The organism is Leisingera sp. ANG-M1 (assembly GCF_000813745.1).
Taxonomy (GTDB): Bacteria; Pseudomonadota; Alphaproteobacteria; order Rhodobacterales; family Rhodobacteraceae; genus Leisingera.
Map to the genome: position 1 here is coordinate 315,310 of NZ_JWLC01000025.1, position 23,309 is coordinate 338,618.

The following is a 23,309-nucleotide window of genomic DNA, read 5'->3' on the forward strand; positions in this document are numbered from 1 at the left end:
CTGCCGGCGCTAAACCGTCACACCGGCGTTACGCGCGCGTTGCAAAATGAGTGCCCGGCCATATTTGGCCAAAGAACCCGCAGGGAGCGCCCGGAACATGCAGGCAGGCCGTCATATTGCCCGCGACATCTCTTATGCCCATTCCGCAGCCAGCCGCCCTGGCCGTGCGGTGATCCGGCTGCTGGAAAACTCCACCGGCCGGCTGCAGCTGATCCGCCGGGCGGCGGGGTATGAGAGGGACGTGGCCGCCGGGCGCAGTTTCTGGACGGTGATGGCCGAGCGCTACGGGCTGACCTTGGATGTGATGGCAGGCTCGCTCGGCAATATTCCCAAAGACAAACCTGTGATTTTGATCGCCAACCATCCATACGGCATTCTTGACGGGCTGATGATGGGGCACATTCTCGCGGAAACCCGCAGCGATTTCCGGATCTTGGCGCATAAGGTGTTCCGCAAGGCAGAAGACCTGAACAATGTTGTCCTGCCGATCTCCTTTGACGAAACCAAAGAGGCGATGCGCATCAACCTGGAAACGCGCAAGGAAGCGCTGCGGTATTTGGGGCAGGGCGGCGCAATCGGCATCTTCCCTGGCGGCACTGTGTCTACGGCAGCCAAACCCTTCGACTATCCGATGGATCCGGGCTGGCGCGGCTTCACAGCACGGATGATTGCCAAGTCCGAGGCTGTGGTTGTACCTGTTTTTTCCGACGGCCATACCTCCCGCCTGTTCCAGATCGCCAGCCATTTGCACAACACGCTGCGCATGGGGCTGCTGATCAAGGAGTTCCGCAGGAGGGTCGGCACTCCTGTCAAAGTGGTGATCGGCGCGCCTATCCCCCGCGATGTTCTTGACCCGCTTGCAAAAGACTCCAAAGCAATGATGGATTTCCTGCGCAAAGCCACGTATGACCTGTCACCGGTACCGCTCAAATCCACCGGCTATGGGTTTGAGTTCGAGGAGAAACACCGCGTGTGAGAGAGCTTTATGGCTGTTGGCATCTTTGATTCAGGACTTGGCGGGCTGACCGTCCTCAACGCAGCGCAAAAGCGGCTGCCGGACGTTAACTTCCTGTATTACGGCGACAATGCCCGCGCGCCTTATGGCGTGCGCGATGCCGAGGATGTCTATCAGCTAACCAAAGCAGCTGTTGAGAGCATGTGGGACAAGGGCTGCGATCTGGTGATCCTGGCCTGCAACACGGCATCGGCAGCGGCGCTGCGGCGGATGCAGGAGGGCGGCCTGCCCAAGGGCAAGCGGGTGCTGGGGGTCTTTGTGCCATTGATCGAAGCGCTGACCGAGCGGCAATGGGGCGACAATTCGCCGCCGCGCGAGGTCGCGGTGCAGCATGTGGCACTGTTTGCCACCCCTGCCACCGTCGCCAGCCGGGCGTTCCAGCGGGAGCTGGCGTTCCGGGCCATCGGCGTCGATGTGGAGGCACAAAGCTGCGGCGGCGTGGTCGATGCCATTGAAGACGGCGACCTGATCCTGGCCGAAGCGCTGGTGCGCAGCCATGTGGATGCGCTGATGCGCAAGATGCCTCACCCGGAGGCGGCTATTCTTGGGTGTACGCATTACCCGCTGATGGAGGAGATCTTCCAGACCGCTCTGGGCCCGCAGGTTAAGGTCTTCAGCCAGGGAACTCTGGTGGCCGACAGTCTTGCAGACTATCTGCAGCGCCATCCGGACATGTATGGCGCGGGTGAGGGCGGCTATTTCACAACCGGCGACCCAAGCCGTGTGAGCGATCGCGCAACCCAGTTCCTCCGACGGGAAATCACCTTTCAGGCGGCTTGATACTCCTTTGTTCCGGGACTTTGTTCCAAGTCAAAGTACCAAGCTGCCATTCCCCTTATCTCACTCCGCAGATGGCTGCGGAACCGGCATATCATATTGAAAGACGAGGTCTGACATGACCCACAAAGTGGCTATCCTTGGCGCTTCCGGCTACACCGGCGCCGAACTGGTGCGGCTGATCGCCCAGCACCCGAACATTGAAATCGCAGCCCTGTCGGCGGAGCGCAAGGCAGGCATGACCATGGCCCAGGTGTTTCCGCATCTGCGCCATATGGAACTGCCGGTTCTTTGCAAGATCAATGAGATCGACTTTTCCGGCATAGACTTGTGCTTCTGCGCGCTGCCGCATAAGACCAGCCAGGAAGTCATTGCGGCGCTGCCCAAAACCCTGAAAATCGTCGATCTGTCGGCGGATTTCCGGCTGCGCGATCCGGCGGAATACGAAAAATGGTACGGCAACCCTCATACCGCGCTGGAGCAGCAGGAAGAGGCGGTTTACGGCCTCACCGAGTTCTACCGGGATGAGATCAAATCCGCGCGGCTGGTGGCCGGCACCGGTTGCAACGCGGCGACTGGCCAGTTTGCCCTGCGGCCGCTGATCGAAGCCGGTGTGATCGATTTGGATGAGATCATCCTGGACCTGAAATGCGCGGTCTCCGGCGCCGGCAGGTCGCTCAAGGAAAACCTGCTGCATGCGGAATTGAGCGAGGGCTACAACGCCTATGCCATCGGCGGCACCCACCGGCATCTGGGCGAATTCGATCAGGAATTCAGCAAGCTTGCCGGCCGCCCGGTCAAGGTGCAGTTCACACCGCATCTGGTGCCGGCCAACCGGGGCATTCTGGCGACGGTCTACGTTAAAGGCGATGCGCAGGCGATTCATGACACCTTTGCCAAGGCCTATGCGGATGAGCCTTTCATCGAGCTGCTGCCGTTTGGCGAGGCGCCCAGCACCCATCATGTACGCGGCTCGAATTTCTGCCATATCGGTGTGGCTGCTGACCGCATCGAAGGCCGCGCGATTGTGATCGCCGCGCTGGACAACCTGACAAAGGGCAGCAGCGGCCAGGCCTTGCAGAATGCCAACCTGATGTTAGGTGAGGAAGAGACCCAAGGGCTGATGATGGCGCCCCTGTTCCCCTGATCCGGGACGGGCGCTGCCGCACATGGCCTGAATTGAGGACACCATGAAGAACCTGAAGAAACAGCGCCGTATCCAGGTCATCGCGGTTGCCGCGGTGGCACTGGTCGTAGCCACCGCCCTGATCGGCTATGCCATGCGGGACGGGATCAACTATTTCCGCTCGCCCAGCCAGGTGGCCGAAGCGCCGCCGCAGCCATCCGAGGTGTTCCGCATCGGCGGGCTGGTGGCCGAGGGTTCGCTGCAGCGCGGCCAGGGCGAAACCGTGCGCTTTGCGGTGACCGACGGCGGGGCAACCGTGCAGGTGGCCTATACCGGGGTGCTGCCGGATCTGTTTGAGGAAAACCAGGGCATGGTCGGCACCGGGCGCTACGTGAACGGAGTCTTTGAAGCCTCTGAAATCCTCGCGAAACATGACGAAACTTATATGCCTAAGGAAGTCATGGACGCATTGAAAGAGCAGGGGGTTTATCAGGAACCCGAAACCTGAAGCCGCTGCCGGAACAAGATGCTCCCGCCCCAACAACGCCTCCCTGCCGGGAGGCGTTTTGCGTTGGGCCCGGCGCCGCGCTGTGCGCGGCGCGGTGGCGCAGTAAGGCCGGTGTTGCACGACCGGCGTACGGCGGTGCCGCAGGATCTTAGCTTTTTTCCAGCAAGGTCGCGGGGCTGGAAACGGGTGAGATGCGATGCAAACTGTGAAGAAAATCGCTGCGGAGATCGTGGCGCGGGAAGGCGGTTATGTGAATGATCCGGATGATCCCGGCGGTGCCACCAAATACGGGGTGACCATTGTAACCCTGCGGCGGCTGGGGCTGGATCTGACCGGCGACGGCAGGGTTGGCGTGGCCGACGTCCGGGCGCTGACGCGAGCAAGGGCGGTTGAGATTTTTATCCGCCACTATTTTGAGGCGCCTGGAATCGGCAGCCTGCCGGACTGCCTTCAGGACACGGTATTTGACATGTACGTCAATGCAGGCGGCAATGCGGTGCGTGTTCTGCAGCGGCTGCTTCGGGAGATGGGCTATGGCGTGGCAGTGGACGGCGCAATAGGCCCGCAGACGTCCGGTGCCGCCTGGCAAGCCGCGCGTGTGAAGGCGGATGCGCTTCGCGATGCCTACGGGATTGCGCGGCGCAACTACTACCTCCGCCTTGCGGACCGCCGCCCTACAAGCCGGAAATTCGCCCGCAGCCGGGCAGGCGGCAAAGGCGGCTGGATCAAGCGGGCGGAAGAGTTCATCTCGCCGGCCTTTCACCTGAGCACAGAGGACTTTCAGAAGAGGACTGCAGCATGGGGCTGATCACGGAACTGGCGGCGTTGATTTTCGGAAGCCGCCGCAATGTGCTGCGCGAAACGGCTGAGGTCTTCCGCGAGAACGCCGAAGCAGGTGCAGCGCGGTCGCATGAGGTGCAGATCGGCGCGCTAAGCCAGTTTGGCGCTGAGTTTCAACAGGCAAACCGAAGCCGTTTTGACAGGATCATGGACGGGGTAAACCGGCTTCCGCGTCCGCTGCTGGCGCTTGGGACGCTTGCCCTGATGATTTCGGCTTTGGTTAATCCGGTCTGGTTTGCGGCCCGGATGCAAGGCTTGGCTCTTGTGCCGGAACCGCTGTGGTGGCTGCTGGGGGTGATTGTCTCATTCTACTTTGGCGCCCGGCACCAGCTGAAAGCACAGGAGTTTCAAAGAGGGCTGGCAGCCAGCATGGCCCGGGTTCCTCAGGCAGTGGAGAACATCACGGCATTGGACCGGCTGCGGGCGGATGCACCTGGCTCTGCGGCGGCAGGCACCGATGCCCAATCCAAGCTTGAGGCAACGGAACCCGAGTTCAATCCCGCGCTGGATCGCTGGAAAGCGCAGCGCGGCTGATCACAATTTGCCGTCTGCGGCGGCTTGGCGCGGGGATTGCCATTGGCGCCCCGCGCGCAGGGGCGTATATGGGGCGTATGATTACAGAGCTCGGCCACTTCGCCCTTATCCTCGCCTTCATGATTGCGATCGTGCAGGCCGTTATCCCCTTGATCGGCGCGCAGAAACGCTGGCCCGGCTGGATGGCCGTGGCCGAACCTGCCGCCCAGGCGCAGTTCCTGTTCACAGCCTTCTCCTTCGGGGCGCTGATGTGGGCTTTCATCACCTCGGATTTCTCGCTGAAGCTGGTGACGCTGAACAGCCATTCCGCCAAGCCGATGCTCTACAAGATCTCCGGCACCTGGGGGAACCACGAGGGCTCGATGCTGTTGTGGGTATTGATCGTCAGCCTGTTCGGAGCGCTGGCCTCGGTCTTTGGCGGCGGGCTGCCGCCGACCTTGAAGGCCCGGGTGCTGGCAGTGCAGGCTGCTATTGGCGTGGCGTTTTTTGCTTTCATTCTCTTCACGTCCAACCCGTTCCTGCGGCTTACGGTGCCGCCGTTTGACGGCCAGGATTTGAATCCGCTGCTGCAGGATCCGGGCCTCGCCTTCCACCCGCCGTTTCTCTATCTGGGCTATGTCGGCCTGAGCATGGCGTTCTCCTTTGCCGTCGCCGCGCTGATCGAAGGCCGGGTTGACGCCGCCTGGGGCCGCTGGGTGCGGCCCTGGACGCTGGCGGCCTGGATCTTTCTGACCATCGGCATCGCTCTGGGTTCCTGGTGGGCCTACTACGAGTTGGGCTGGGGTGGCTTCTGGTTCTGGGATCCGGTTGAAAATGCCTCCTTCATGCCCTGGCTGCTGGCCGCAGCGCTGCTGCACTCGGCAATCGTGGTCGAAAAGCGCGAAGCGCTGAAAAGCTGGACCATTCTGCTGGCGATCCTTGCTTTCGGTTTCTCGCTGGTCGGCACTTTCATTGTACGCTCCGGCATCATCACCAGCGTGCATGCCTTCGCCAATGACCCTGAGCGGGGCGTGTTCATTCTGTTTATCCTGGCCTTCTTCACCGGCGGCGCGCTGACCTTGTTTGCCGCCCGGGCGCAGGCGATGGAAGCCAAAGGCGTGTTCGGCATGATCAGCCGCGAGAGCGCGCTGGTGGCGAACAATATCCTGCTGGCGGTCAGCTGCTTTGTCGTGTTCTTCGGCACCGTCTGGCCGATCGTCGCCGAGATGCTCTTTGACCGCAAGCTGAGCGTGGGGCCGCCGTTTTTCAATTCGGCCTTCACGCCGTTTATGGTCGTGCTGGGGCTGATTCTGCCGGTCGGCGCCTTGCTGCCGTGGAAGCGCGGCAAAGTCGCACGGACTGCCTGGCAGCTGCGGTATGTCTTCCTTCTGGCCGTGTCGCTGGGCGTGCTGGCTTGGTCGATGCAAACAGGCAGGACGGCGCTGGGTCCGGTTGGCCTGTTCCTCGGCTCTTGGGTTGCCTTTGGGGCTGTGGCTGACCTTTGGCTGCGCAGCGGCAAGTCCGGGCGCCTGCAGCGGATGCTGCGTCTGCCGCGCGCAGATTGGGGCAAGGCCACGGCGCATGCAGGCCTCGGCATCACCATTTTTGCCATTGCGGGCCTCACTGCCTGGGAACAGGAAGACATCCGGGTGGCGCAGCTTGGCGAGCCGTTTCAGGTGGGCGCCTTTACCCTGGTTCTGAAGGACGTGAACCGAGAGCAGGGGCCGAACTACTTCACCACCAAGGGCCGGGTTGAGGTAACACGAAATGGCCGCCCCGAAGCGGTGATGTTCCCGGAAAAACGCGACTACCCCGTGGCCCGGATGCCGACCACCGAAGCGGCGATCGACTACCGGGTGACCCGTGACCTCTATGTGGTGCTGGGCGACCGGCAGGCAGACGGCGGCTGGACAATGCGCACCTATATCAAACCCTTTGCCAACTGGATCTGGGGCGGTTCGATCCTGATGGCGCTTGGCGGGCTGCTGAGCCTTAGCGACCGGCGGTTCCGTGTCGCGGCAGGCGCACGCAAGACACCTGCGCCGGGAGTTCCAGCAGAATGAAACAATGGCGGTATATGATACTGGGCCTGGCGGGTCTGATGGCAGCGGCGCTTTTCCAGCCCCCCGCAGCGTTCGCTGTTGAGCCGGATGAAATACTAGCGGACCCGGTTCTTGAAGGCCGGGCGCGCGAGCTTTCCAAGGATCTGCGCTGTTTGGTGTGCCGCAACGAAAGCATCGACGAATCCAACGCCGAGCTGGCCCGTGATTTGCGGGTGCTGCTGCGCGAGCGCCTGTCGGCGGGTGATAGCGACCGGGAGGCAATGGATTTCATCGTTGACCGCTATGGCGAGTATGTTCTGCTGCGGCCCTCCGCCAGCGGCGCCAACTGGCTTTTGTGGGCCGCCGGGCCGCTGATGCTGCTGGCAGCCCTTGCGATTGCTGCCGTCTATGTCCGGGGCCGTTCCCGCGCGCCCAAGGCGGCCGAGCAGGGACTGAGTGCCGAAGAACAGGAGCGGCTTCGGAAAATCCTGGAGGATTGACGCCGGGTCGGTCTTTCCGCTTAGACGGCTTTGCGCCACGATGCCTGCCAAGGGCCGGACCGGAGGGGTCTTGCCGATGGCGTAAGATACACGAGGCAATCCCATGGAATATAAGGAAATCCTGTCCTCGCTGCAGGACGGGCTGGCAGTCATCACCCTGAACCGCGAGGCACGCAAGAACGCGCTGAACAGCCGCATGCGGGCGGAAATTACCCATGCCATGCAGCTCGCAGCTGCTGAAGCCAGGGCGGTGGTTCTGACTGGTGCGGGGGATGCCTTTTGCTCGGGGCAGGATCTGAGCGATGCCTCCAGTGCCGGAAGCCTGGACCTTGAGCGCACGCTGCGGGACGAATATCTGCCAATGCTGCAGGCGATCTATGACTGCCCCGTCCCTGTGCTGGCAGCCGTCAATGGCGCTGCGGCCGGGGCCGGGGCCAATCTTGCGCTGGCGGCGGATGTGGTGATCGCCTCGGAAAGCGCCTTTTTCATGCAGGCCTTCACCAAGATCGGATTGATGCCCGACGCCGGAGGCACATGGTTCCTGCCGCGCCAGATAGGATTGGCCAAGGCCATGGGGGCGGCATTGTTTGCAGACCGCATCAGTGCTCAGCAAGCCAGCGACTGGGGCATGATCTGGGAAGCCGTGCCGGACAGCGAATTTGACAGCCATTGGCGTGCGCGTGCAGCGTATTTGGCCCAAGGCCCCAGCAAAGCCTTTGCCGCAACCAAATCAGCGTTGCGGGAAAGTTTTGGCCGCGATCTGGCTGAGCAGCTCTCGGTCGAGGCGCATTTGCAAGGCCAATGCGGTAAGACCCGGGATTTTCTGGAAGGCGTTACCGCATTCATGGAAAAGCGCCCCGCGAAGTTCGAAGGGCGCTGAGCTACGGCCGCAGACACCGGAACAAGGACCCGAGGCCGGTGCCTTGTTCCGGCTGCTTATAGAATGCTGAGCACCGGGTCTGAAAGGCTGCTGCGGTCCACGATTCTGATATCGTTCAACGACACCAGCCCGCCTGCGCCTTCGATCCGGGCAACCAAATGCCCATCGGCATAAAGAAGGGCATCTTCCGGGTCACCGAATGCATCCAGGGTTTCTTCCAGGCTCAGCTCCGGCGCGTTTCCCTGGCCGTCGTGAGAATAGACTATGGCATCCTCAAACCTGCTGTAATCGGTGAGCACAACAGGCTCATCACCGGCCACGATCCAATCACCGACGCCCAATGTGTCCTCTCCTTCACCAAGAGACACAACATCTCCGTCGCCGGCGAGAACCAAGTCATCTCCCTCTCCGCCCCGGATCCTGTCGGCATCGCTGTCAGTGTCGGTATCCGGCCGGTACAAATCCTCGATACTGCTGGGATCGGAAATCGTGCCGTTAAACACGCCCTTTGCAAAAGCGGCGATTTCTTCGCCATCCAACGCGCTTGTCGCGACGATCGTGTCGTCACCAAGGTTGCCCTCCAGCGTGTCGGACCCTTCATGATCCAGCACATAGTCGTCGCCTTCGCCGCCGCGCAGAAAGTCGTCCCCGGCGCCGCCTGAGACGAAGTCGTTGTCTTCCTCTCCGAACAGCCGGTCATTACCGCCGCGGCCTTCGATCAGGTCTTCGCCGTCCCCGGCGAAGATCTCATCGTCGCCTTCCGTTCCGGTGAGAATATCGTCGCCATCGGTCGGTTCACCGCTGGTGGAGCTGCTGTCATCGTCATCCAGAAAAAGGGCTGCCAGACCGATAGTCAGGCCGATACCCAGAAATATCAAACCGTTCATTTGCAAGTTCCGTGTTTTCCGCAGGCCACGTCTTCCGGGCCTTCCGGATTTTGAAGTCAATTCAGGATATGATTAATTCGCCTCTAAGTTTACGTCAAATTTCCAATACAATCACACTGAAAATAAACACGTGCGGGAGACAGAACCTTTAGGTTCGCCAGGTTGTTTCTTGGACTGAAACAGTGTCTCAAAGCTGACTGCGCAAGCAGCGGCGAAATAAAAAACACCCCGCGGTTGCGGGGTGTTTTGAAAGAGAGCGACTTGTATCAGCGCTTCTCGATATCGGTGTAGTCGCGCATGGTCTCGCCCAGGTACAGCTGGCGCGGACGGCCGATCTTGTTCTGGGGATCGGCGATCATCTCTTTCCACTGCGAGATCCAGCCGACGGTGCGCGACAGTGCAAAGATCGGGGTGAACATCGAAGTCGGGAAGCCCATCGCCTCGAGGATGATGCCCGAGTAGAAGTCGACATTCGGGAACAGCTTCTTCTCGATGAAGTAGGGATCGTTCAGCGCGGTCTGTTCAAGCTCCTTGGCGACCTGCAGGAGCGGGTTGTCTTCAACACCCAGCAGCTCCAGCACCTCATCCGCGGATTGCTTCAGAACCTTGGCGCGCGGGTCGGTGTTTTTGTACACGCGGTGGCCAAAGCCCATCAGGCGGAACGGGTCGTTCTTGTCTTTGGCGCGGGCAATGAACTCCGGAATGCGGTCCACGGAACCGATTTCCTTGAGCATTTCCAGGCATGCCTGGTTGGCGCCGCCGTGAGCAGGGCCCCAAAGGCAGGCGATGCCGGCAGCGATACAGGCAAACGGGTTGGCGCTGGAAGAAGAGGCCAGACGCACAGTCGAGGTCGAGGCGTTCTGCTCGTGATCTGCGTGCAGGATGAAAATCCGGTCCATCGCGCGGCTCAGGATCGGGTTCACATGGTATTCTTCGGAGGGAACCGAGAAGCACATGTGCAGGAAGTTCGCCGCGTAATCGAGATCGTTCTTCGGATACACGAAGGGCTGGCCGATCGAGTATTTATAGGCCATCGCGGCGATGGTCGGCAGCTTGGCGATCAGGCGGACAGCCGCAACTTCGCGCTGCCACGGGTCGGTCACGTCCAGCGAGTCGTGGTAGAAGGCCGACATCGCGCCAACCACGCCCACCAGGGTCGCCATCGGGTGCGCGTCGCGGCGGAAGCCGCGGAAGAAGTTGTGCATCTGCTCATGCACCATGGTGTGACGAGTCACACGGGTCTCGAAGTCTTCCAGCTGCGCCGCGGTCGGCAGTTCACCGTACAGCAGCAGGTAGCAAACCTCGAGGTAATGGGATTTCGACGCCAGCTGGTCGATCGGGTAGCCGCGGTGCAGCAGTTCGCCCTTGCCGCCATCAATATAGGTGATGGTGCTGTCGCAGCTGGCGGTGGAGGTGAACCCCGGGTCATAGGTAAACACACCTGCCTGCGCATAGAGCTTGCGGATGTCGAGAACATCGGGCCCGGCCGTTGGCGAGAAAATGGGCAGCTCGTAAGTTTCGCCATTAAGGCTGAGCGTGGCAGATTTCTGTGTCTCGGTCATGGATGTCCCTTCCTGTTACAGGCACGAAAGCTGCCGCTCGGGGCCTCTTCATGCGGGCAGCACCTGCGCGGATTCGCGCAGGAGTTGTCGTATCAAAACAGGCTTACCCGGGAGTTAACAACCGGTTTCAGCCTGTCGCGTCTGCGAGCCGGGCCAGGGTTTCCTCGCGGCCCAGAATCAGCATCATGTCGAACACCGAAGGCGTTACTGCCCGGCCCGCGAGCACGGCCCGCAAAGGACCTGCCAGCTTGCCGAACTTGGTACCATGGGCTTCCGCAAACTCGTTCAGAAGCGCCTCCAGATCGTCACGGACCCAGCTAGCATTTTGCAGCTGCGGCGTCAATTCACTCAGTATACCATCGGATACAGATGAAAGCGCCTTTTCTGCCTTCGCATCCCGCTCAATTGGCCGTGAAGCAAGGATAAAATGCGCTTTTTCAAGCAGTTCAGGGAAGGTGCGCGCCCGGTCCTTGAGGCAATACATCGCAGCTTCCAGCCCCTGTGACTGCGCGTCAGTCAAAGCGGGCTCGCCGGCGGCAGCCAGATAGCCGGTGATTTCATGCCGCAACGCAGCGTCGTCGCTAACAGCAATATGCTGGCCGCATAGGTTTTCCAGCTTTTTGGTGTCGAAACGGGCCGGGCTTTTGCCGATGCCGTCAAAGTTGAACCACTCCTGAGCCTGCGCGTCCGTAAAAAATTCGTCATCCCCGTGCGACCAGCCGAGGCGGGCCAGGTAGTTGCGCATCCCAGCCGCCGGATAACCCATCGCCTGGTATTCCTGAGCGCCCAAAGCACCGTGGCGTTTGCTGAGTTTTTTACCGTCAGGGCCATGAATCAGCGGGATATGGGCCCAGACCGGCACTTCCCAGCCCATCGCCTCATAAATCATCATCTGGCGGGCGGCGTTATTCAGATGGTCGTCGCCGCGGATCACATGGGTGACCCCCATGTCGTGATCATCCACCACAACCGCCAGCATGTAGACCGGGGTGCCGTCTGAGCGCAGCAGGATCATGTCGTCGAGCTGCTCGTTCTTGATGGTCACATCGCCCTGGACCTGATCCTTGATAACGGTAACGCCGCTCTGCGGCGCCTTGATACGGATCACATAGGGGGCATCCGGGTGGCTGGCCTCATCCGCATCGCGCCAGGGCGAACGGTAGAGCGTGGATTTGCCTTCGGCCTTGGCCTGCTCGCGGAAGGCAGCGATTTCGTCCTGGGAGGCAAAACATTTGTAGGCCTTGCCCTCGGCCAGCAATTGCTTCGCAACTTCGGCATGCCGCTCTGCGCCTTCAAACTGGCTGATCACATCGCCGTCGTGATCCAGGCCGAGCCATTCCATGCCTTGCAGGATGGCTGCAGTTGCCTCGGGGGTGGAACGTTCCCGGTCGGTGTCTTCGATCCGCAGCAGGAACTTACCGCCGCGGCCGCGGGCGTAGAGCCAGTTGAACAGCGCAGTGCGGGCGCCGCCGATGTGCAGAAAGCCGGTGGGAGAGGGCGCGAAGCGGGTGACAACCGGTTGGGTCATGAGCGGGATTTACCTTTTGGAAACCATCTGAGGCTTAGTGTTTCCGCCTGTCTACCGGGCCAGAAGGCGGGGGGCAAGCATGCGGCTGAGAGCTGCCATCTACGACATACTGCAGATGCAGCGGGGATATCTGTTTCCCTGGGCGCCGGTCTTTCTGGGAACGGGAATTGGCTGCTATTTTAGTTTGATGTCCGAACCCGTGCCGGCAGTTTTTGCGGTTCTGGCTGCGGCCTCTGCGGTCTTTGCATTTTTTGCTTCACGGCAGCGTCCGCTGGCATTTCTGCTCTGGGCACCTGCCCTGGTAGCCGCGGGGCTTTGCCTGGCCGGTGCACGGACTCATTGGGCTGCCGCTCCTGTTTTGGATTTCCGGTATTACGGCCCGGTTGAAGGGCGGGTGGTCTCGGTGGACCGTTCGCCAACAGACGCGCTGCGGCTGACTTTGGACCAGGTCCGGCTTGACCGGGTTTCGCCAGCTAAAACGCCCGTGCGGGTCCGGATCTCTATAAGAGGGCAGGAACGGGTACCGCCGCCCGGCGCAAGGATCATGACAACAGCGCATTTGCTGCCGCCGCAAGGTCCTGCAGAACCAGGCGGCTTTGACTTCAGCCGTCACGCCTGGTTCAAGCGGCTAGGAGCATTGGGATACACCAGAGCACCCGTTTTGCTGGCGGAGGAGCCTGGAAGCGGTGTCCCTGTTGAGCGGTACCGGCGCGCCTTGGCCCAATATCTGCAGCAGAAGATTTCCGGCGATACCGGCGGGTTCGCCGCTGCGATCACTGCTGGGGACCGCAGCGGCGTGGAAGAACAGACGCTGATTGCCCTGAGGCAAAGCAATCTTGCCCACCTGCTGGCCATTTCCGGACTGCATATGGGGCTGCTCACCGGCTTTGTGTTCGGGGCGGTCCGGTTGTTGTTTTGCCTAATGCCGCCGCTGGCGCTGCGCTGGCCCGTCAAAAAGCTTGCCGCGCTTGCCGCGCTGACAGCCGGCGCCGGTTACTTGCTGTTGTCGGGGGGCAATGTTGCAACCGAGCGCGCGTTTATCATGGTTTCGGTGATGCTGGGGGCTGTTCTTTTGAACCGGCGTGCAATCACTTTGCGAGCGGTGGCGGCAGCTGCGCTGATCGTTCTGCTGCGCCGCCCGGAAAGCCTTCTCAGCCCAGGATTCCAAATGAGCTTTGCGGCCACGGCGGCGCTGGTTGCGGTGTTTGCCGCCCTGCGCAACTCCGAGACAGGCCTTGGTCCCCGCTGGTTCCGGCCTGTGATGGCGCTGGTGATCTCATCAGCAGTGGCAGGCGCCGCGACGGCTCCGTTTGCGGCAGCTCATTTCAATTCGGTGCCCCATTACGGCCTTGCCGCTAATCTGTTGGCAGTTCCTGTGATGGGCTCCGTTGTCATACCGGCCGCGGTGCTGTCTTTGTGCCTGACCCCCTTCGGGTTGGAGCAAGCCGGGCTGACTGTCATGCGCTGGGGGCTGGACTGGATTCTGTGGGTGGCCCGAACCGTGTCCGGTTTTGACGGAGCAGTAACCAAAGTAGCCGCGCCCGGCGGATGGGTGCTGCCGCTGCTTGCTGCCGGGTTTCTGGTTCTGGTCATCTGGCGCGGGCGCTTGCGAGTGGCCGGAGCCCTTCCGATTGCTGCGGCTCTTTGGCTGTGGGCCGGTGCCGAACGGCCTGCGGTCCTGATTGCGGAATCCGGCGGGCTGATCGGCGCGCTGGCGCCGGAGGGCCGGGCCCTGTCGCGCGCCAAAGGGCAGGGCTTTACCGCCGAGATTTGGCTGGAAAACGATGGCGATGTAGCAACCCAGCCGGAAGCGGCGTCCCGCTGGCAGTCAAAATATTCTGGACTGCCGGCGTGGGAAGGCGCCGGAATCCGTCTTGTTCACGCGCCGGGCCAGCGCAAGGTCTCTGAAGTGAATGCCTGCAGCAAAGAAGAGATTCTTGTGACCACGGTGGAAGCTTCTGCACCGCCGGGATGTTTCATTCTGACGCCGGCGCTGCTGCGGCAGACTGGAAGCATAGCTATCAGTGAATCCGGTGAGGTCTTGACCGCCCGCGGTGTGTCGGGACGGCGGCCCTGGAACAGCTGGCAGCCTGAAACTGCCGGAGCTGCGACACTTCAGGAGCTGTTACAGCGCGCCGCCAAGTCTCAGTAAGTCCGGATCAACCCAACCAGGCGCCCCTGGACCTGAACCTGATCCTCCGGGAAGTGGCGCGTCTCATAGGCTGGATTCGCCGCTTCCAGCGCGATCATGCCGCCCTGGCGGAAATACCGCTTCAAAGTGGCTTCGTGGCCTTCGACAAGAGCCACCACAATATCGCCGTTATCAGCGGCGCCTGTTTCCCGGATCACGACAATGTCTCCGTCGTTGATACCGGCTTCAATCATTGAGTCGCCTTTAACCTCAAGCGCGAAATGCTGGCCGTTGGGTGCAATCATACCTCCCGGCACTGCGACCTGATGAGACACCTGGCTGATCGCCTCGATTGGCACACCGGCAGCAATGCGGCCCATAACCGGCAGTTCCACGGCAGCCTGGCGCATCGGGTCCGCCGAAACGGGCGCCGGGCCGGTGGAGGGAGACATGCCCTGATTGCCGTCGACCACCTTTGGTGAGAATCCCTGCGGCTCAGGCAGGCCTCCCAGGCTTTCAGGCAGCTTGATGATTTCGATGGCACGCGCGCGGTGCGGCAACCGCCGGATAAAGCCCCGCTCCTCCAGCGCAGTGATCAAACGGTGGATCCCTGACTTGGAGCGCAGGTCAAGTTCAACCTTCATTTCGTCAAAACTTGGCGGAACGCCATCGCTCTGCAGGCGTTTGTGAATGAATCCCAGCAATTGAAGTTGCTTTTTCGTGAGCATCGCCGCTCCCTCCGCGCCTCAGGTCTATGTTTTCTTTTGTTCTACGCATGTTCACGTTTTGTGTCAACATGGCGGAAAAAATCGATCAAAAGAACACGAAATGGAATGGCTGCAAATCCGTTTGCCACGCAACCGGTTCTTAGACTTGAACGCCTCCAGGACGGGCATTTTCGCAAAGTGTAACGGCCGTCAGAGACGAATGTATTGCACTTCTTCACCGGACTTGCGGGCGCCATCGCTGGGAGGACGGATCAAAAGCGCATTGGCGTCACTCAGCACCGTCAAAAGCGAGCTGTCCTGGTTTGGAAAGGCCCGGATCGACCCGTCTTCGACCCGGGCGCGCATGTAGTGCTCCCGGGGTCCGTTTGAGCTCAGGTCTTCGCTCAGAATGGCGGTCTTACGGCTTTGGTCTCCGGCCGGAAGACCCAGCATGCTTTGGATCATCGGAGCCAGGAAAATCCGGCCGCAAACCATCGCGGACACGGGGTTGCCCGGCAGCCCGGCCATAGCAGCGCCGTTCAGCCGGCCGGCCATCAGCGGCTTGCCCGGGCGCATGGCAACCTTGTAGAAACTCCGCTCCATGCCCAGATCCCCGGCAACCTTGCCGACAAGGTCATGATCGCCCACCGACGCGCCGCCGATCGTCACGATGAGATCGGCTCCCTCGGCCAGTTCGAAAGCCATGCTCAAGGAGCTTTCGGTGTCGCGCGCAATCGGCAGGATCCGGGCGCGAGCACCAAGTTCCTCCAGCATCGCCTTGAGACCAAAGGTGTTTGAGGCGATGATCTGGTCCGGGCCAGGTGTGCCGCCAGGCATTACAAGCTCATCGCCCGTGGAGATAAGGGCAATCTGCGGGCGGCGGGTCACAGGCACGGCGGGGATATTCATTGCCGCCATCAGCGCCACATCTGCCGCGGTCAGGAACTTGGGAGCCGTAATCGTCTGCCCGTCGAGAAAGTCGCCGCCGCGGGGGCGGATGTTGCTGTTGCTGCCAGGATCGTCCGTGATCGTGATGAGGTCGCCCGAGCGGGTGACATCCTCTTGAATGACAACAAAGCTTGCGCCCTCCGGCACCGGAGCGCCGGTGAAGATCCGAACTGCTTGGCCTGCACCGATCCGGCCTTTGTACCCGTGGCCTGCGGCAGCTTCTCCGATCACTTTGAACATGGCGTGCAGCTCAACTTCGGCGGCATTCACGGCATAGCCATCCATGGCCGAAGCAGAGAACGGCGGCTGGTCCCGGCGCGCCTGAACATCGCGGGCGAGAACACGGCCAGCGGCCTCGGCCAGCGGAACCTCTTCACTATCCAGCTGCCTGACCAGTGCCAGAAGGTGTTTGCGGGCTTCGCTGACTGAGATCATTTATGCCTCGTACCGGCCTGATTTACCGCCATCTTTCAGCGTTACCCGAATGCCGCCGATCTGCATTTCCTTGTCCACGGCCTTGGCCATGTCATAGACGGTCAGCGCAGCAGTGGAGACGGCCGTCAGCGCCTCCATTTCAACTCCGGTCTGGCCGGTGGTCTTGACAGTTGCTTCGATCCGCACGCCGGGCAGGTCTGGGTCCAGCGTCAGCTCAACTGCCACCTTTGTAACCGGAAGCGGGTGGCAGAGGGGGATCAGCTCGGGCGTTTTCTTGGCGCCCATAATACCGGCCAGGCGGGCAACTGATAGGACATCGCCCTTCTTCGCCCGGCCTTCCGAGATGATGCTGAAAGTCTCCTGAGCCATGGTGATATGGCCCTCGGCAGTGGCGATGCGGGAGGTCACGGCTTTGTCCGAGACGTCGACCATATGGGCATCGCCCTTGGTGTCGAAATGGGTGAGGCTCATGACCTAACTCCTTGAATTACATCGCGCTTGGCATCAACGGGTTGGCCAGCAATGTGCGGGTTGCAGCGGCTACGTCGTCCTGGCGCATCAGGCTTTCGCCGATCAGGAATGTGCGGGCGCCATAGCGGGCCATGTCGCTCAGATCCCCGGGCGTGAACAGACCGCTTTCGCAAACGATGGTCCGGTCGGCAGGCACCATGCGGGACAGCTCGCGGGTGGTGTCCAGCGTGGTCTCGAAGGTTTTGAGGTTTCGGTTGTTGATGCCCATCAGCGGCGATTTCAGGGCGCAGGCGCGCTCCAGTTCTTCGGCGTCGTGCACCTCCAGCAGAACGTCCATGCCCCATTCGAACGCACTGGCTTCCAGCTCCTGTGCCTGCGTATCGGTAACCGACGCAAGGATAATCAGGATGCAGTCAGCGCCCAGGGCACGGGCTTCGGCAACCTGGTAGGTGTCATACATGAAGTCCTTGCGCAGCGCGGGCAGGGAACACGCCTCGCGTGCCTGAGTGAGGAACGCCTTTGCCCCTTGGAAGCTGGGGGTGTCTGTGAGCACCGACAGGCAGGTGGCGCCGCCGGCCTCATAAGCCTTGGCCAGTTCCGCAGGTTCGAAGTCCGGGCGGATCAAGCCTTTGGAGGGACTGGCTTTCTTGATCTCGGCAATCAGCCCGTAACCGTCGCGATTGGCCTGCATCAGGCTCTCGGCAAAACCGCGCACCGGCGAGGCCTCGCGTGCCTCTGCCTCGACAGCCTCCAGCGGTTTGGCGGCCTTGTCTGCGGCCACTTCCTCAAGCTTGTAGGCCTTGATCTTGTCGAGCACGTTTTGGGTCATGCCAGTGTGCCTCCGTTCATGCGTTCCAGTCTATGGCAGTTTCACCGCGGGCGGCGAGCCAATTGTTCACTTTTGAAAAGGGCCGGGACCCAAAGAAACCGCGCCGCGCCGACAAGGGCGAGGGATGCGCTGTTTTCAGGATCAGGTGATCGCCCGGTTTGATATGTTTTTCAAGCTTCTGTGCCGCATTTCCCCAGAGAATGTATGCGGTGGGGCGTTCCGACGTAAGCTCCAGCACCTGGTGCACCAGGCGGTGCCAGCCCAAGTGTTTATGGCCGTTGGCCTCTCCGGCGGGAACGGACAGCGCGGTGTTCAGGAGCAGCACGCCCTGGTGCGCCCAGCCGCGCAGGTCCGCCGTCGGCCGAGTGACATCAAGATCTGCCTGCAATTCTTTGTAGATATTGAACAAAGACCGTGGAAAGGGGCGGACATCTGGTTCAGCCGAGAAGGCGAGCCCATGCGCATGGCCAGGCGTTGGATAGGGGTCCTGGCCAAGAATGACCACGCGGGCCGCCTCGGGCTGTGTCAGCTCCAGCGCTGCAAACCGCTGATGCGTGGGCGGCAGGATTTCCCGGGGATCTTCCTGCAGCGCGGCCGCGATCCCGGGCCATGTATCTGTAAAGAAAGGCAGGCTGGACCAAGCGCCCAGCCCGGAAGGAAGGTCAGTCATGCGGCGGAAGTGATCCGCGCCAGCGCCTCAACCTTGGCCTTGGCTGCGCCGCTGTCGATGGACTGGGCGGAAAGCGCAACGCCTTCCTTCAGGTCGGCAGCCTTGCCCGCAACGACCAGAGCAGCTGCAGAATTCAGCAGCACCGCATCCCGGTAGGCAGATGGCGTGCCTTGCAGCAGCACCCGGAAGGCCATTGCATTTTCTTCGGGCGTTCCGCCGACAATCATCTCAAAAGGATGGACAGGGAGCCCTGCGTCTTCAGGGTGGATCTCCAAATCACGCACATCGCCGTTTTCTTCCAGCGCAGACACCCAGCTGGTTCCGGTAATGGTCAGCTCGTCGGTGCCGTCCGAGCCATGCACCAGCCACGCCCGTTCGGAACCCAGCGCCTTGAGCGTTTCCGCCATCGGGCGGATCATCTCACGGCTGAAGGCGCCGGTGAGCTGGCGTTTGACGCCGGCCGGGTTTGTGAGAGGCCCGAGGATATTGAAGATGGTGCGGGTGCCGAGTTCCTGGCGGGTCGGCATCACATGGGCGACCGCCGGGTGGTGCATGGGCGCCATCATAAAGCCGATGCCGGCCTCATTGATCGCCTTTTCAACCACTTCCGGGCCAACCATCACGTTGATCCCCATCTGAGACTGCATGTCCGCGGTGCCGGATTTGGAGCTGAGATTGCGGTTGCCGTGCTTGGCAACCGTTACCCCTGCGCCGGCCGCGACAAATGCTGTTGCCGTGGAGATGTTCAGAGTGTTCTTGCCGTCACCGCCGGTGCCGACGATGTCCATAGCGCCGGCCGGAGCCTTCACAGGGTTGCATTTGGCCCGCATCACAGCGGCGGCGGCTGCGTATTCGTCAACGCTTTCGCCCCGGGTGCGCATTGCCATCAGCAGCCCGCCTATTTGGCTGGGCGTGGCTTCGCCCTCAAACAGCAGGGTAAAGGCGGTTTCGGCTTCTTCTCGGGTCAGGGAGCGTTCGGAGGCCGCGCCGATAAGCGGCTTCAGGCGGTCACTCATGCCGGCACCTTCATGACATCGAGGAAGTTTTTCAGCAGCGCGTGGCCATGTTCCGAGGCAATGGATTCAGGATGGAACTGCACCCCGTGAATCGGCAGTTCCTTGTGCTGCAGACCCATGATGGTGCCGTCTTCAAGTTCGGCTGTGATCTCCAGGCAGTCCGGGAGGCTTTCACGCTCCACCACCAGAGAGTGGTAGCGCGTTGCATCAAATGGTGTCGGCAAGTCTTTGAAAACACCTGTATCCTTGTGATGCATCTTGCCCATTTTGCCATGCACAATCTCGTGGCAGCGGATCACCTTGCCGCCAAAGGCCTGGCCGATGGATTGATGCCCGAGGCAGACGCCCATCAGCGGGGTCCCGGTCTCTGCCGCGGCCTCCGTCAGGGCCAGGCAGATACCTGCGTCGTCAGGGGTGCAGGGGCCGGGAGACAGCAGGATGCCCGAAGGCTTCATGGCCATTGCTTCTTGCACATTAATGGCGTCGTTGCGGTGCACTTCCATTTCCGCACCAAGCTCGCCGAGATAATGGACGAGGTTGTAGGTGAAGGAATCGTAGTTGTCGATCAGCAGCAGCATCGTAGCGGGCTCTTTTAAGGGTGGCGGGCGGGGTGCGCGCCGCAGTATAGTGGTTGCAACATACATGTTCAGGGATACGGGGCAGCGTCAAGAGCAGGAGCGGCGATTGCTTGGGCAAGACCGTCTAAGACGGCGTTCAGGCGGAGCTGGCGGTGCTGTCCAACAGTTAGGATTTGAGAGGCAAAACAGGCATGCGTGGATTTCTGGGCGGCGTGAGTGTCGGGGCGTTGCTGGCTGCGGGCGGGCTGGCAATGCTGTCTTTGTCGGTGCCAATGACGCAGAAGGCCGCGGAAACCGGGTCAGCGGCGGACACAGGCACGGCTCCGGTTGAACCGCAGCCGGCCGGACATTCTCCCGGCGGCGCGCCTGAGATGCCGAACGGCGGTGAAGCAACTGAAGTACCTGGCAGCGGCCAGGCGAAAGACGCCGATCTGGTGGAGGTACAGCCCGCCGCGCCGGCTGCGTCGCAGGCTTCTGACGATCTAAGCGCATTGGACGGCGCTGACACAGCCCCCGCTGGCAAGCCTGAAGTCGGCCTGGCTGCAGCAGCGCAGAACAATGGCGGCCCCGAGGCCGCGTCTCCCCCAGGAGTGGAGCAGCCAGCAGGCAGCAGCTTGCCGCAGGCGCAGCAGCCAGCGCTGCCGGCAGTTCCGGGTGACGAAAGCGCCGTAGTTGCAGCAACGGAGCCGGCGCCCGCGCCAGAGAGCCCTAAGCAGGAAACCGTTGCGGTGGAAAGTGCCGCGGGAGATGGCAAAACGCTGCCCCAGCAGGCCGTTGCTGAACCTGCGGTACAGCCTGCTGCTGAGGCAGCGGCGGTTCTGGCACCTGATATCGGCAGCGCGCCTCAGGCAACCACCCTGCCGGTGATCAGTGCAGCGCCGGCGCTGCCTGCTGCGGCAGATGGTGCTGATGCGGGCCTCTCCGGCGATGACGCAGAAGAAACAGCACAAGCGGCCGCGTCCGGTGCCGAGAACCAGGAAAGTGCCGCCCCCAAGATTGGCACGCCGGTTATTCCCCTTACCGAGCGGAACAAGGCGCAGGAGACGGGCGGGCTTTCCCAGGAATCTCCCTTTGCGGCTTTCGCTGAACCCTTTTCCAACCCGGACAACAGGCCGCTGATGTCGATCGTCCTGATTGACGATGCAGGCGCGGTCGGGGCGGAGGCGCTGGCTGAGTTTCCGTATCCGCTGAGTTTCGCAATAGATCCCGAAGACCCGGAGGCGCAGGCCAAGATGGCTGCCCGGCGCTCGGCAGGGTTCGAAGTTCTGATGCTTGCGGATTTGCCGCGGGGTGCCTCTCCGCAGGATGCGGAAACCGCGTTGGAAGTTTGGCGCGGAAACCTGCCGGAAGCGGTTGCAATCATGGAAGGTGTGGACACCGGTGTGCAAGGCAACCGGCCGCTGGCGGATCAGGTGGCAGCGGTGGCGGCATCTGCAGGCTTTGGCCTGATTACCCAGAACAGCGGTCTCAACACGGTTCAGAAGCTGGCTCTGCGGGATGGAGTTCCGGCAGGTGTCGTGTTCCGGGATTTTGACGGCGCAGGTCAGAACCCGCGGGCGATCCGGCGGTTTCTGGATCAGGCAGCATTCCGTGCTGGACAGGAAGGCGCTGTAATCATGCTGGGCCGCTTGCGCCCCGACACGGTGTCTGCACTGCTGATCTGGGGGCTTCAGGACCGCGCCTCGCGGGTCGCCTTGGCTCCGGTATCCGCCAGCCTGGAAGCGAAACTGCCAAAGTGAAACGGCGCCCGGAGCGGGCGCCGTGCCTCCGGCGGGAGTATTTCTGACCAGAAAGAAGCCGTTAGGCGCCTGTCTTATCCTTAGCGGTTGCCGTTTCCAGTGAAACGGGCTGCGTCTGCAGCGGCGCGGCGGATCGCATTGGATTTATGGACAGTCTCCATGTATTCCGCCTCCGGGTCGCTGTCATAGACAACTCCGCCGCCTGCCTGGATGTAGAGGTTTTGGTCCTTGACGATGGCAGTGCGCAGGGCAATGCACATATCCATATCGCCTCCCGCCGAGAAATAGCCGACGCCGCCGCCGTAGATGCCGCGCTTCTCCGGCTCCAGCTCGTCGATGATCTCCATCGCACGCACCTTGGGGGCGCCGGAGACGGTGCCAGCGGGCATGCCGGCAAAGAAGGCATCAAGCGCGTCCTTGTCTTCGGCGAGTTCGCCGACGACGTTGGAAACGATATGCATCACATGGCTGTAGCGCTCGATGATGAACTTCTCAGTCGGGCGCACGGTGCCGATCTTGGCCACCCGGCCAGTGTCGTTGCGGCCCAGGTCCAAGAGCATCAGGTGTTCTGCCAGCTCTTTCTTGTCGGCCAGCAGGTCGGCCTCAAGCGCCTTGTCCTCTTCGGGCGTGGCGCCGCGGGGGCGGGTGCCCGCAATGGGCCGGATGGTGACCTCCTGGCCGAAGACACGGACCAGGATTTCCGGGCTTGCACCCACCACCTGGAAGCCGCCGAAGTTGAAATAGAACATGAAGGGCGAGGGGTTGGTGCGCCGCAAGCTCCGGTAAAGTGCAAAAGGCGGTTCGCGGAATTCCTGAGTCCAGCGCTGCGCCGGAACCACCTGGAAAATGTCACCTGCGCGGATGTACTCCTTGGCCTTCTCCACCGCGGCCTTATAGCCGTCCTTGGTGAAATTCGACACCGGCGGGGACACTTCATGCGCGTCGCCCAGATCGCGGCTTTCGGCAGGCATGGCGCGCTCAAGATCGCGCACCGCGTCCATCACCCGCTCAGCAGCCTGGGCGTAAGCCGCCTTGGCGGTCTGGCGGTCGGTGGACCAGACCGGAGAGACCACGGTCACTTCACCTTTGACACCGTCCAGCACAGCGATCACCGACGGCCGCAGCATCAGCGCGTCCGGCAGGCCCAGCGGGTCCGGATTCACATCCGGCAGGTGCTCGACCAGGCGGATCATGTCATAGCCCAGGTAGCCGAACAGGCCCGCCGCGGCCTGCGGCAGGTCCTCGGGCAGATCGATTTTGCTTTCGGCGATCAGAGCCCGCAGATTGTCCATCGGGTTGCCGTCCTGCGGCGTGAAGTCATCTGCATCAAACCGCGCCGAGCGGTTCAGAGATGACTGCTCGCCGTGGCAGCGCCAGACCAGATCCGGCTTCATGCCGATGATCGAATAGCGCCCGCGCACCTCGCCGCCAGTGACGGATTCCAGCATGAAGGCGTCCTTCTGAGCGCCGGTCAGCTTGAGCATCAGCGACACCGGAGTGTCGAGATCGGCGGCAAGGCGGGTGTAGACAACCTGGTTTTCACCGGCTTCATAAGCCTTAGAAAAGGTATCGAAATCTGGGGTCAGAGCCATGATCGCTTGCCTTGA

General features: G+C 61.7%; 22 protein-coding genes and 1 pseudogene. 12 read left to right on the plus strand and 11 right to left on the minus strand.

Features of this window, described 5'->3' with window-relative positions:
- The first annotated feature begins 97 nt into the window (after positions 1-97).
- The 9 genes from RA19_RS20865 to RA19_RS20905 all read left to right on the plus strand — a co-directional run bounded on the left by RA19_RS20865 (position 98) and on the right by RA19_RS20905 (position 8,201).
- Complete coding sequence (locus tag RA19_RS20865; RefSeq protein WP_039166440.1) at positions 98-976, plus strand: lysophospholipid acyltransferase family protein; 879 nt, start codon at positions 98-100, stop codon at positions 974-976.
- A 9-nt stretch (positions 977-985) separates the two neighbouring features.
- Entirely contained in the window at positions 986-1,795 is an 810-nt protein-coding gene (locus RA19_RS20870) for a glutamate racemase (RefSeq protein WP_039166442.1), read from the plus strand.
- Positions 1,796-1,910: 115 nt separating this feature from the next.
- The gene (gene argC / locus RA19_RS20875) at positions 1,911-2,939 is read left to right on the plus strand and encodes an N-acetyl-gamma-glutamyl-phosphate reductase (RefSeq protein ID WP_039166446.1); all 1,029 of its coding nucleotides are present in this window, start codon (positions 1,911-1,913) and stop codon (positions 2,937-2,939) included.
- A gap of 43 nt (positions 2,940-2,982) precedes the next feature.
- Positions 2,983-3,426 (plus strand): cytochrome c maturation protein CcmE, encoded by a 444-nt coding sequence (ccmE, locus tag RA19_RS20880; RefSeq protein WP_039166449.1) that lies wholly within the window; start codon positions 2,983-2,985, stop codon positions 3,424-3,426.
- A 196-nt stretch (positions 3,427-3,622) separates the two neighbouring features.
- Positions 3,623-4,234, plus strand: coding sequence for a holin-associated N-acetylmuramidase (locus tag RA19_RS20885; RefSeq protein ID WP_039166452.1), 612 nt, complete (start codon positions 3,623-3,625; stop codon positions 4,232-4,234).
- Positions 4,225-4,800 carry a holin family protein gene (locus RA19_RS20890; RefSeq protein WP_039166456.1) on the plus strand — a complete coding sequence of 192 codons (576 nt, stop codon included), beginning with the start codon at positions 4,225-4,227 and terminating at the stop codon, positions 4,798-4,800. Before RA19_RS20885 ends, RA19_RS20890 begins: the two co-directional genes overlap by 10 nt.
- A gap of 77 nt (positions 4,801-4,877) precedes the next feature.
- Positions 4,878-6,842, plus strand: coding sequence for a heme lyase CcmF/NrfE family subunit (locus RA19_RS20895; protein ID WP_039166458.1), 1,965 nt, complete (start codon positions 4,878-4,880; stop codon positions 6,840-6,842).
- Positions 6,839-7,321: a cytochrome c-type biogenesis protein gene (locus RA19_RS20900; RefSeq protein ID WP_152615841.1), complete on the plus strand. Its 483-nt coding sequence runs from the start codon at positions 6,839-6,841 to the stop codon at positions 7,319-7,321. The genes RA19_RS20895 and RA19_RS20900 overlap by 4 nt, the downstream gene beginning before the upstream one ends.
- Positions 7,322-7,424: 103 nt before the next feature.
- On the plus strand, positions 7,425-8,201 hold the full coding sequence (locus RA19_RS20905; protein ID WP_039166463.1) for an enoyl-CoA hydratase-related protein: 777 nt from the start codon (positions 7,425-7,427) through the stop codon (positions 8,199-8,201).
- A 56-nt stretch (positions 8,202-8,257) separates the two neighbouring features.
- Here RA19_RS20905 and RA19_RS20910 read toward each other — a convergent pair whose 3' ends face one another.
- From RA19_RS20910 to gltX, 3 genes are all read right to left on the minus strand, one after another.
- Positions 8,258-9,088, minus strand: coding sequence for a calcium-binding protein (locus tag RA19_RS20910; protein ID WP_039166466.1), 831 nt, complete (start codon positions 9,086-9,088; stop codon positions 8,258-8,260).
- Between the two features lie 266 nt (positions 9,089-9,354).
- A complete protein-coding gene (locus RA19_RS20915; RefSeq protein WP_039166468.1) occupies positions 9,355-10,650 on the minus strand; it encodes a citrate synthase in 1,296 nt (431 codons plus the stop codon).
- 127 nt (positions 10,651-10,777) lie between these two features.
- The gene (gene gltX / locus RA19_RS20920) at positions 10,778-12,178 is read right to left on the minus strand and encodes a glutamate--tRNA ligase (RefSeq protein ID WP_039166470.1); all 1,401 of its coding nucleotides are present in this window, start codon (positions 12,176-12,178) and stop codon (positions 10,778-10,780) included.
- 187 nt (positions 12,179-12,365) lie between these two features.
- Here gltX and RA19_RS27720 point away from each other — a divergent pair.
- Positions 12,366-12,827: pseudogene (locus RA19_RS27720) on the plus strand (DUF4131 domain-containing protein); the annotation flags it as partial.
- 66 nt (positions 12,828-12,893) lie between these two features.
- Entirely contained in the window at positions 12,894-14,330 is a 1,437-nt protein-coding gene (locus RA19_RS20925) for a ComEC/Rec2 family competence protein (protein WP_342586092.1), read from the plus strand.
- Here RA19_RS20925 and lexA read toward each other — a convergent pair.
- From lexA to RA19_RS20960, 7 genes are all read right to left on the minus strand, one after another.
- Positions 14,324-15,037 carry a transcriptional repressor LexA gene (gene lexA, locus RA19_RS20930; RefSeq protein ID WP_039166473.1) on the minus strand — a complete coding sequence of 238 codons (714 nt, stop codon included), beginning with the start codon at positions 15,035-15,037 and terminating at the stop codon, positions 14,324-14,326. The genes RA19_RS20925 and lexA overlap by 7 nt on opposite strands.
- 189 nt (positions 15,038-15,226) lie before the next feature.
- Entirely contained in the window at positions 15,227-16,399 is a 1,173-nt protein-coding gene (locus RA19_RS20935) for a molybdopterin molybdotransferase MoeA (RefSeq protein WP_039166475.1), read from the minus strand.
- The gene (gene moaC / locus RA19_RS20940; protein ID WP_039166478.1) at positions 16,400-16,870 is read right to left on the minus strand and encodes a cyclic pyranopterin monophosphate synthase MoaC; all 471 of its coding nucleotides are present in this window, start codon (positions 16,868-16,870) and stop codon (positions 16,400-16,402) included.
- 16 nt (positions 16,871-16,886) lie between these two features.
- Positions 16,887-17,699, minus strand: coding sequence for an indole-3-glycerol phosphate synthase TrpC (trpC, locus tag RA19_RS20945; RefSeq protein ID WP_039166481.1), 813 nt, complete (start codon positions 17,697-17,699; stop codon positions 16,887-16,889).
- Positions 17,700-17,715: 16 nt separating this feature from the next.
- Positions 17,716-18,369 (minus strand): uracil-DNA glycosylase, encoded by a 654-nt coding sequence (locus RA19_RS20950; RefSeq protein WP_039166483.1) that lies wholly within the window; start codon positions 18,367-18,369, stop codon positions 17,716-17,718.
- Positions 18,366-19,385, minus strand: a complete 1,020-nt coding sequence (gene trpD, locus RA19_RS20955) for an anthranilate phosphoribosyltransferase (protein WP_039166484.1) — start codon at positions 19,383-19,385, stop codon at positions 18,366-18,368. The genes RA19_RS20950 and trpD overlap by 4 nt, the downstream gene beginning before the upstream one ends.
- Positions 19,382-19,963, minus strand: coding sequence for an anthranilate synthase component II (locus tag RA19_RS20960; RefSeq protein WP_039166485.1), 582 nt, complete (start codon positions 19,961-19,963; stop codon positions 19,382-19,384). Before RA19_RS20960 ends, trpD begins: the two co-directional genes overlap by 4 nt.
- Positions 19,964-20,154: 191 nt before the next feature.
- On the opposite strand from RA19_RS20960, the gene RA19_RS20965 reads away from it, so the two are divergent.
- Positions 20,155-21,702 (plus strand): divergent polysaccharide deacetylase family protein, encoded by a 1,548-nt coding sequence (locus RA19_RS20965; RefSeq protein WP_039166487.1) that lies wholly within the window; start codon positions 20,155-20,157, stop codon positions 21,700-21,702.
- Positions 21,703-21,782: 80 nt separating this feature from the next.
- Here RA19_RS20965 and trpE read toward each other — a convergent pair whose 3' ends face one another.
- On the minus strand, positions 21,783-23,294 hold the full coding sequence (gene trpE / locus RA19_RS20970) for an anthranilate synthase component I (RefSeq protein ID WP_039166489.1): 1,512 nt from the start codon (positions 23,292-23,294) through the stop codon (positions 21,783-21,785).
- Positions 23,295-23,309: the final 15 nt, after the last annotated feature.

Coding starts and splice junctions, on each gene's coding strand:
- RA19_RS20865 (WP_039166440.1), top strand. CDS start 98: ATGCAGGCAGGCCGTCATATTGCCCGCGACATCTCTTATGCCCATTCC.
- RA19_RS20870 (WP_039166442.1), top strand. CDS start 986: ATGGCTGTTGGCATCTTTGATTCAGGACTTGGCGGGCTGACCGTCCTC.
- argC (WP_039166446.1), top strand. CDS start 1,911: ATGACCCACAAAGTGGCTATCCTTGGCGCTTCCGGCTACACCGGCGCC.
- ccmE (WP_039166449.1), top strand. CDS start 2,983: ATGAAGAACCTGAAGAAACAGCGCCGTATCCAGGTCATCGCGGTTGCC.
- RA19_RS20885 (WP_039166452.1), top strand. CDS start 3,623: ATGCAAACTGTGAAGAAAATCGCTGCGGAGATCGTGGCGCGGGAAGGC.
- RA19_RS20890 (WP_039166456.1), top strand. CDS start 4,225: ATGGGGCTGATCACGGAACTGGCGGCGTTGATTTTCGGAAGCCGCCGC.
- RA19_RS20895 (WP_039166458.1), top strand. CDS start 4,878: ATGATTACAGAGCTCGGCCACTTCGCCCTTATCCTCGCCTTCATGATT.
- RA19_RS20900 (WP_152615841.1), top strand. CDS start 6,839: ATGAAACAATGGCGGTATATGATACTGGGCCTGGCGGGTCTGATGGCA.
- RA19_RS20905 (WP_039166463.1), top strand. CDS start 7,425: ATGGAATATAAGGAAATCCTGTCCTCGCTGCAGGACGGGCTGGCAGTC.
- RA19_RS20910 (WP_039166466.1), bottom strand. CDS start 9,088: ATGAACGGTTTGATATTTCTGGGTATCGGCCTGACTATCGGTCTGGCA.
- RA19_RS20915 (WP_039166468.1), bottom strand. CDS start 10,650: ATGACCGAGACACAGAAATCTGCCACGCTCAGCCTTAATGGCGAAACT.
- gltX (WP_039166470.1), bottom strand. CDS start 12,178: ATGACCCAACCGGTTGTCACCCGCTTCGCGCCCTCTCCCACCGGCTTT.
- lexA (WP_039166473.1), bottom strand. CDS start 15,037: ATGCTCACGAAAAAGCAACTTCAATTGCTGGGATTCATTCACAAACGC.
- RA19_RS20935 (WP_039166475.1), bottom strand. CDS start 16,399: ATGATCTCAGTCAGCGAAGCCCGCAAACACCTTCTGGCACTGGTCAGG.
- moaC (WP_039166478.1), bottom strand. CDS start 16,870: ATGAGCCTCACCCATTTCGACACCAAGGGCGATGCCCATATGGTCGAC.
- trpC (WP_039166481.1), bottom strand. CDS start 17,699: ATGACCCAAAACGTGCTCGACAAGATCAAGGCCTACAAGCTTGAGGAA.
- RA19_RS20950 (WP_039166483.1), bottom strand. CDS start 18,369: ATGACTGACCTTCCTTCCGGGCTGGGCGCTTGGTCCAGCCTGCCTTTC.
- trpD (WP_039166484.1), bottom strand. CDS start 19,385: ATGAGTGACCGCCTGAAGCCGCTTATCGGCGCGGCCTCCGAACGCTCC.
- RA19_RS20960 (WP_039166485.1), bottom strand. CDS start 19,963: ATGCTGCTGCTGATCGACAACTACGATTCCTTCACCTACAACCTCGTC.
- RA19_RS20965 (WP_039166487.1), top strand. CDS start 20,155: ATGCGTGGATTTCTGGGCGGCGTGAGTGTCGGGGCGTTGCTGGCTGCG.
- trpE (WP_039166489.1), bottom strand. CDS start 23,294: ATGGCTCTGACCCCAGATTTCGATACCTTTTCTAAGGCTTATGAAGCC.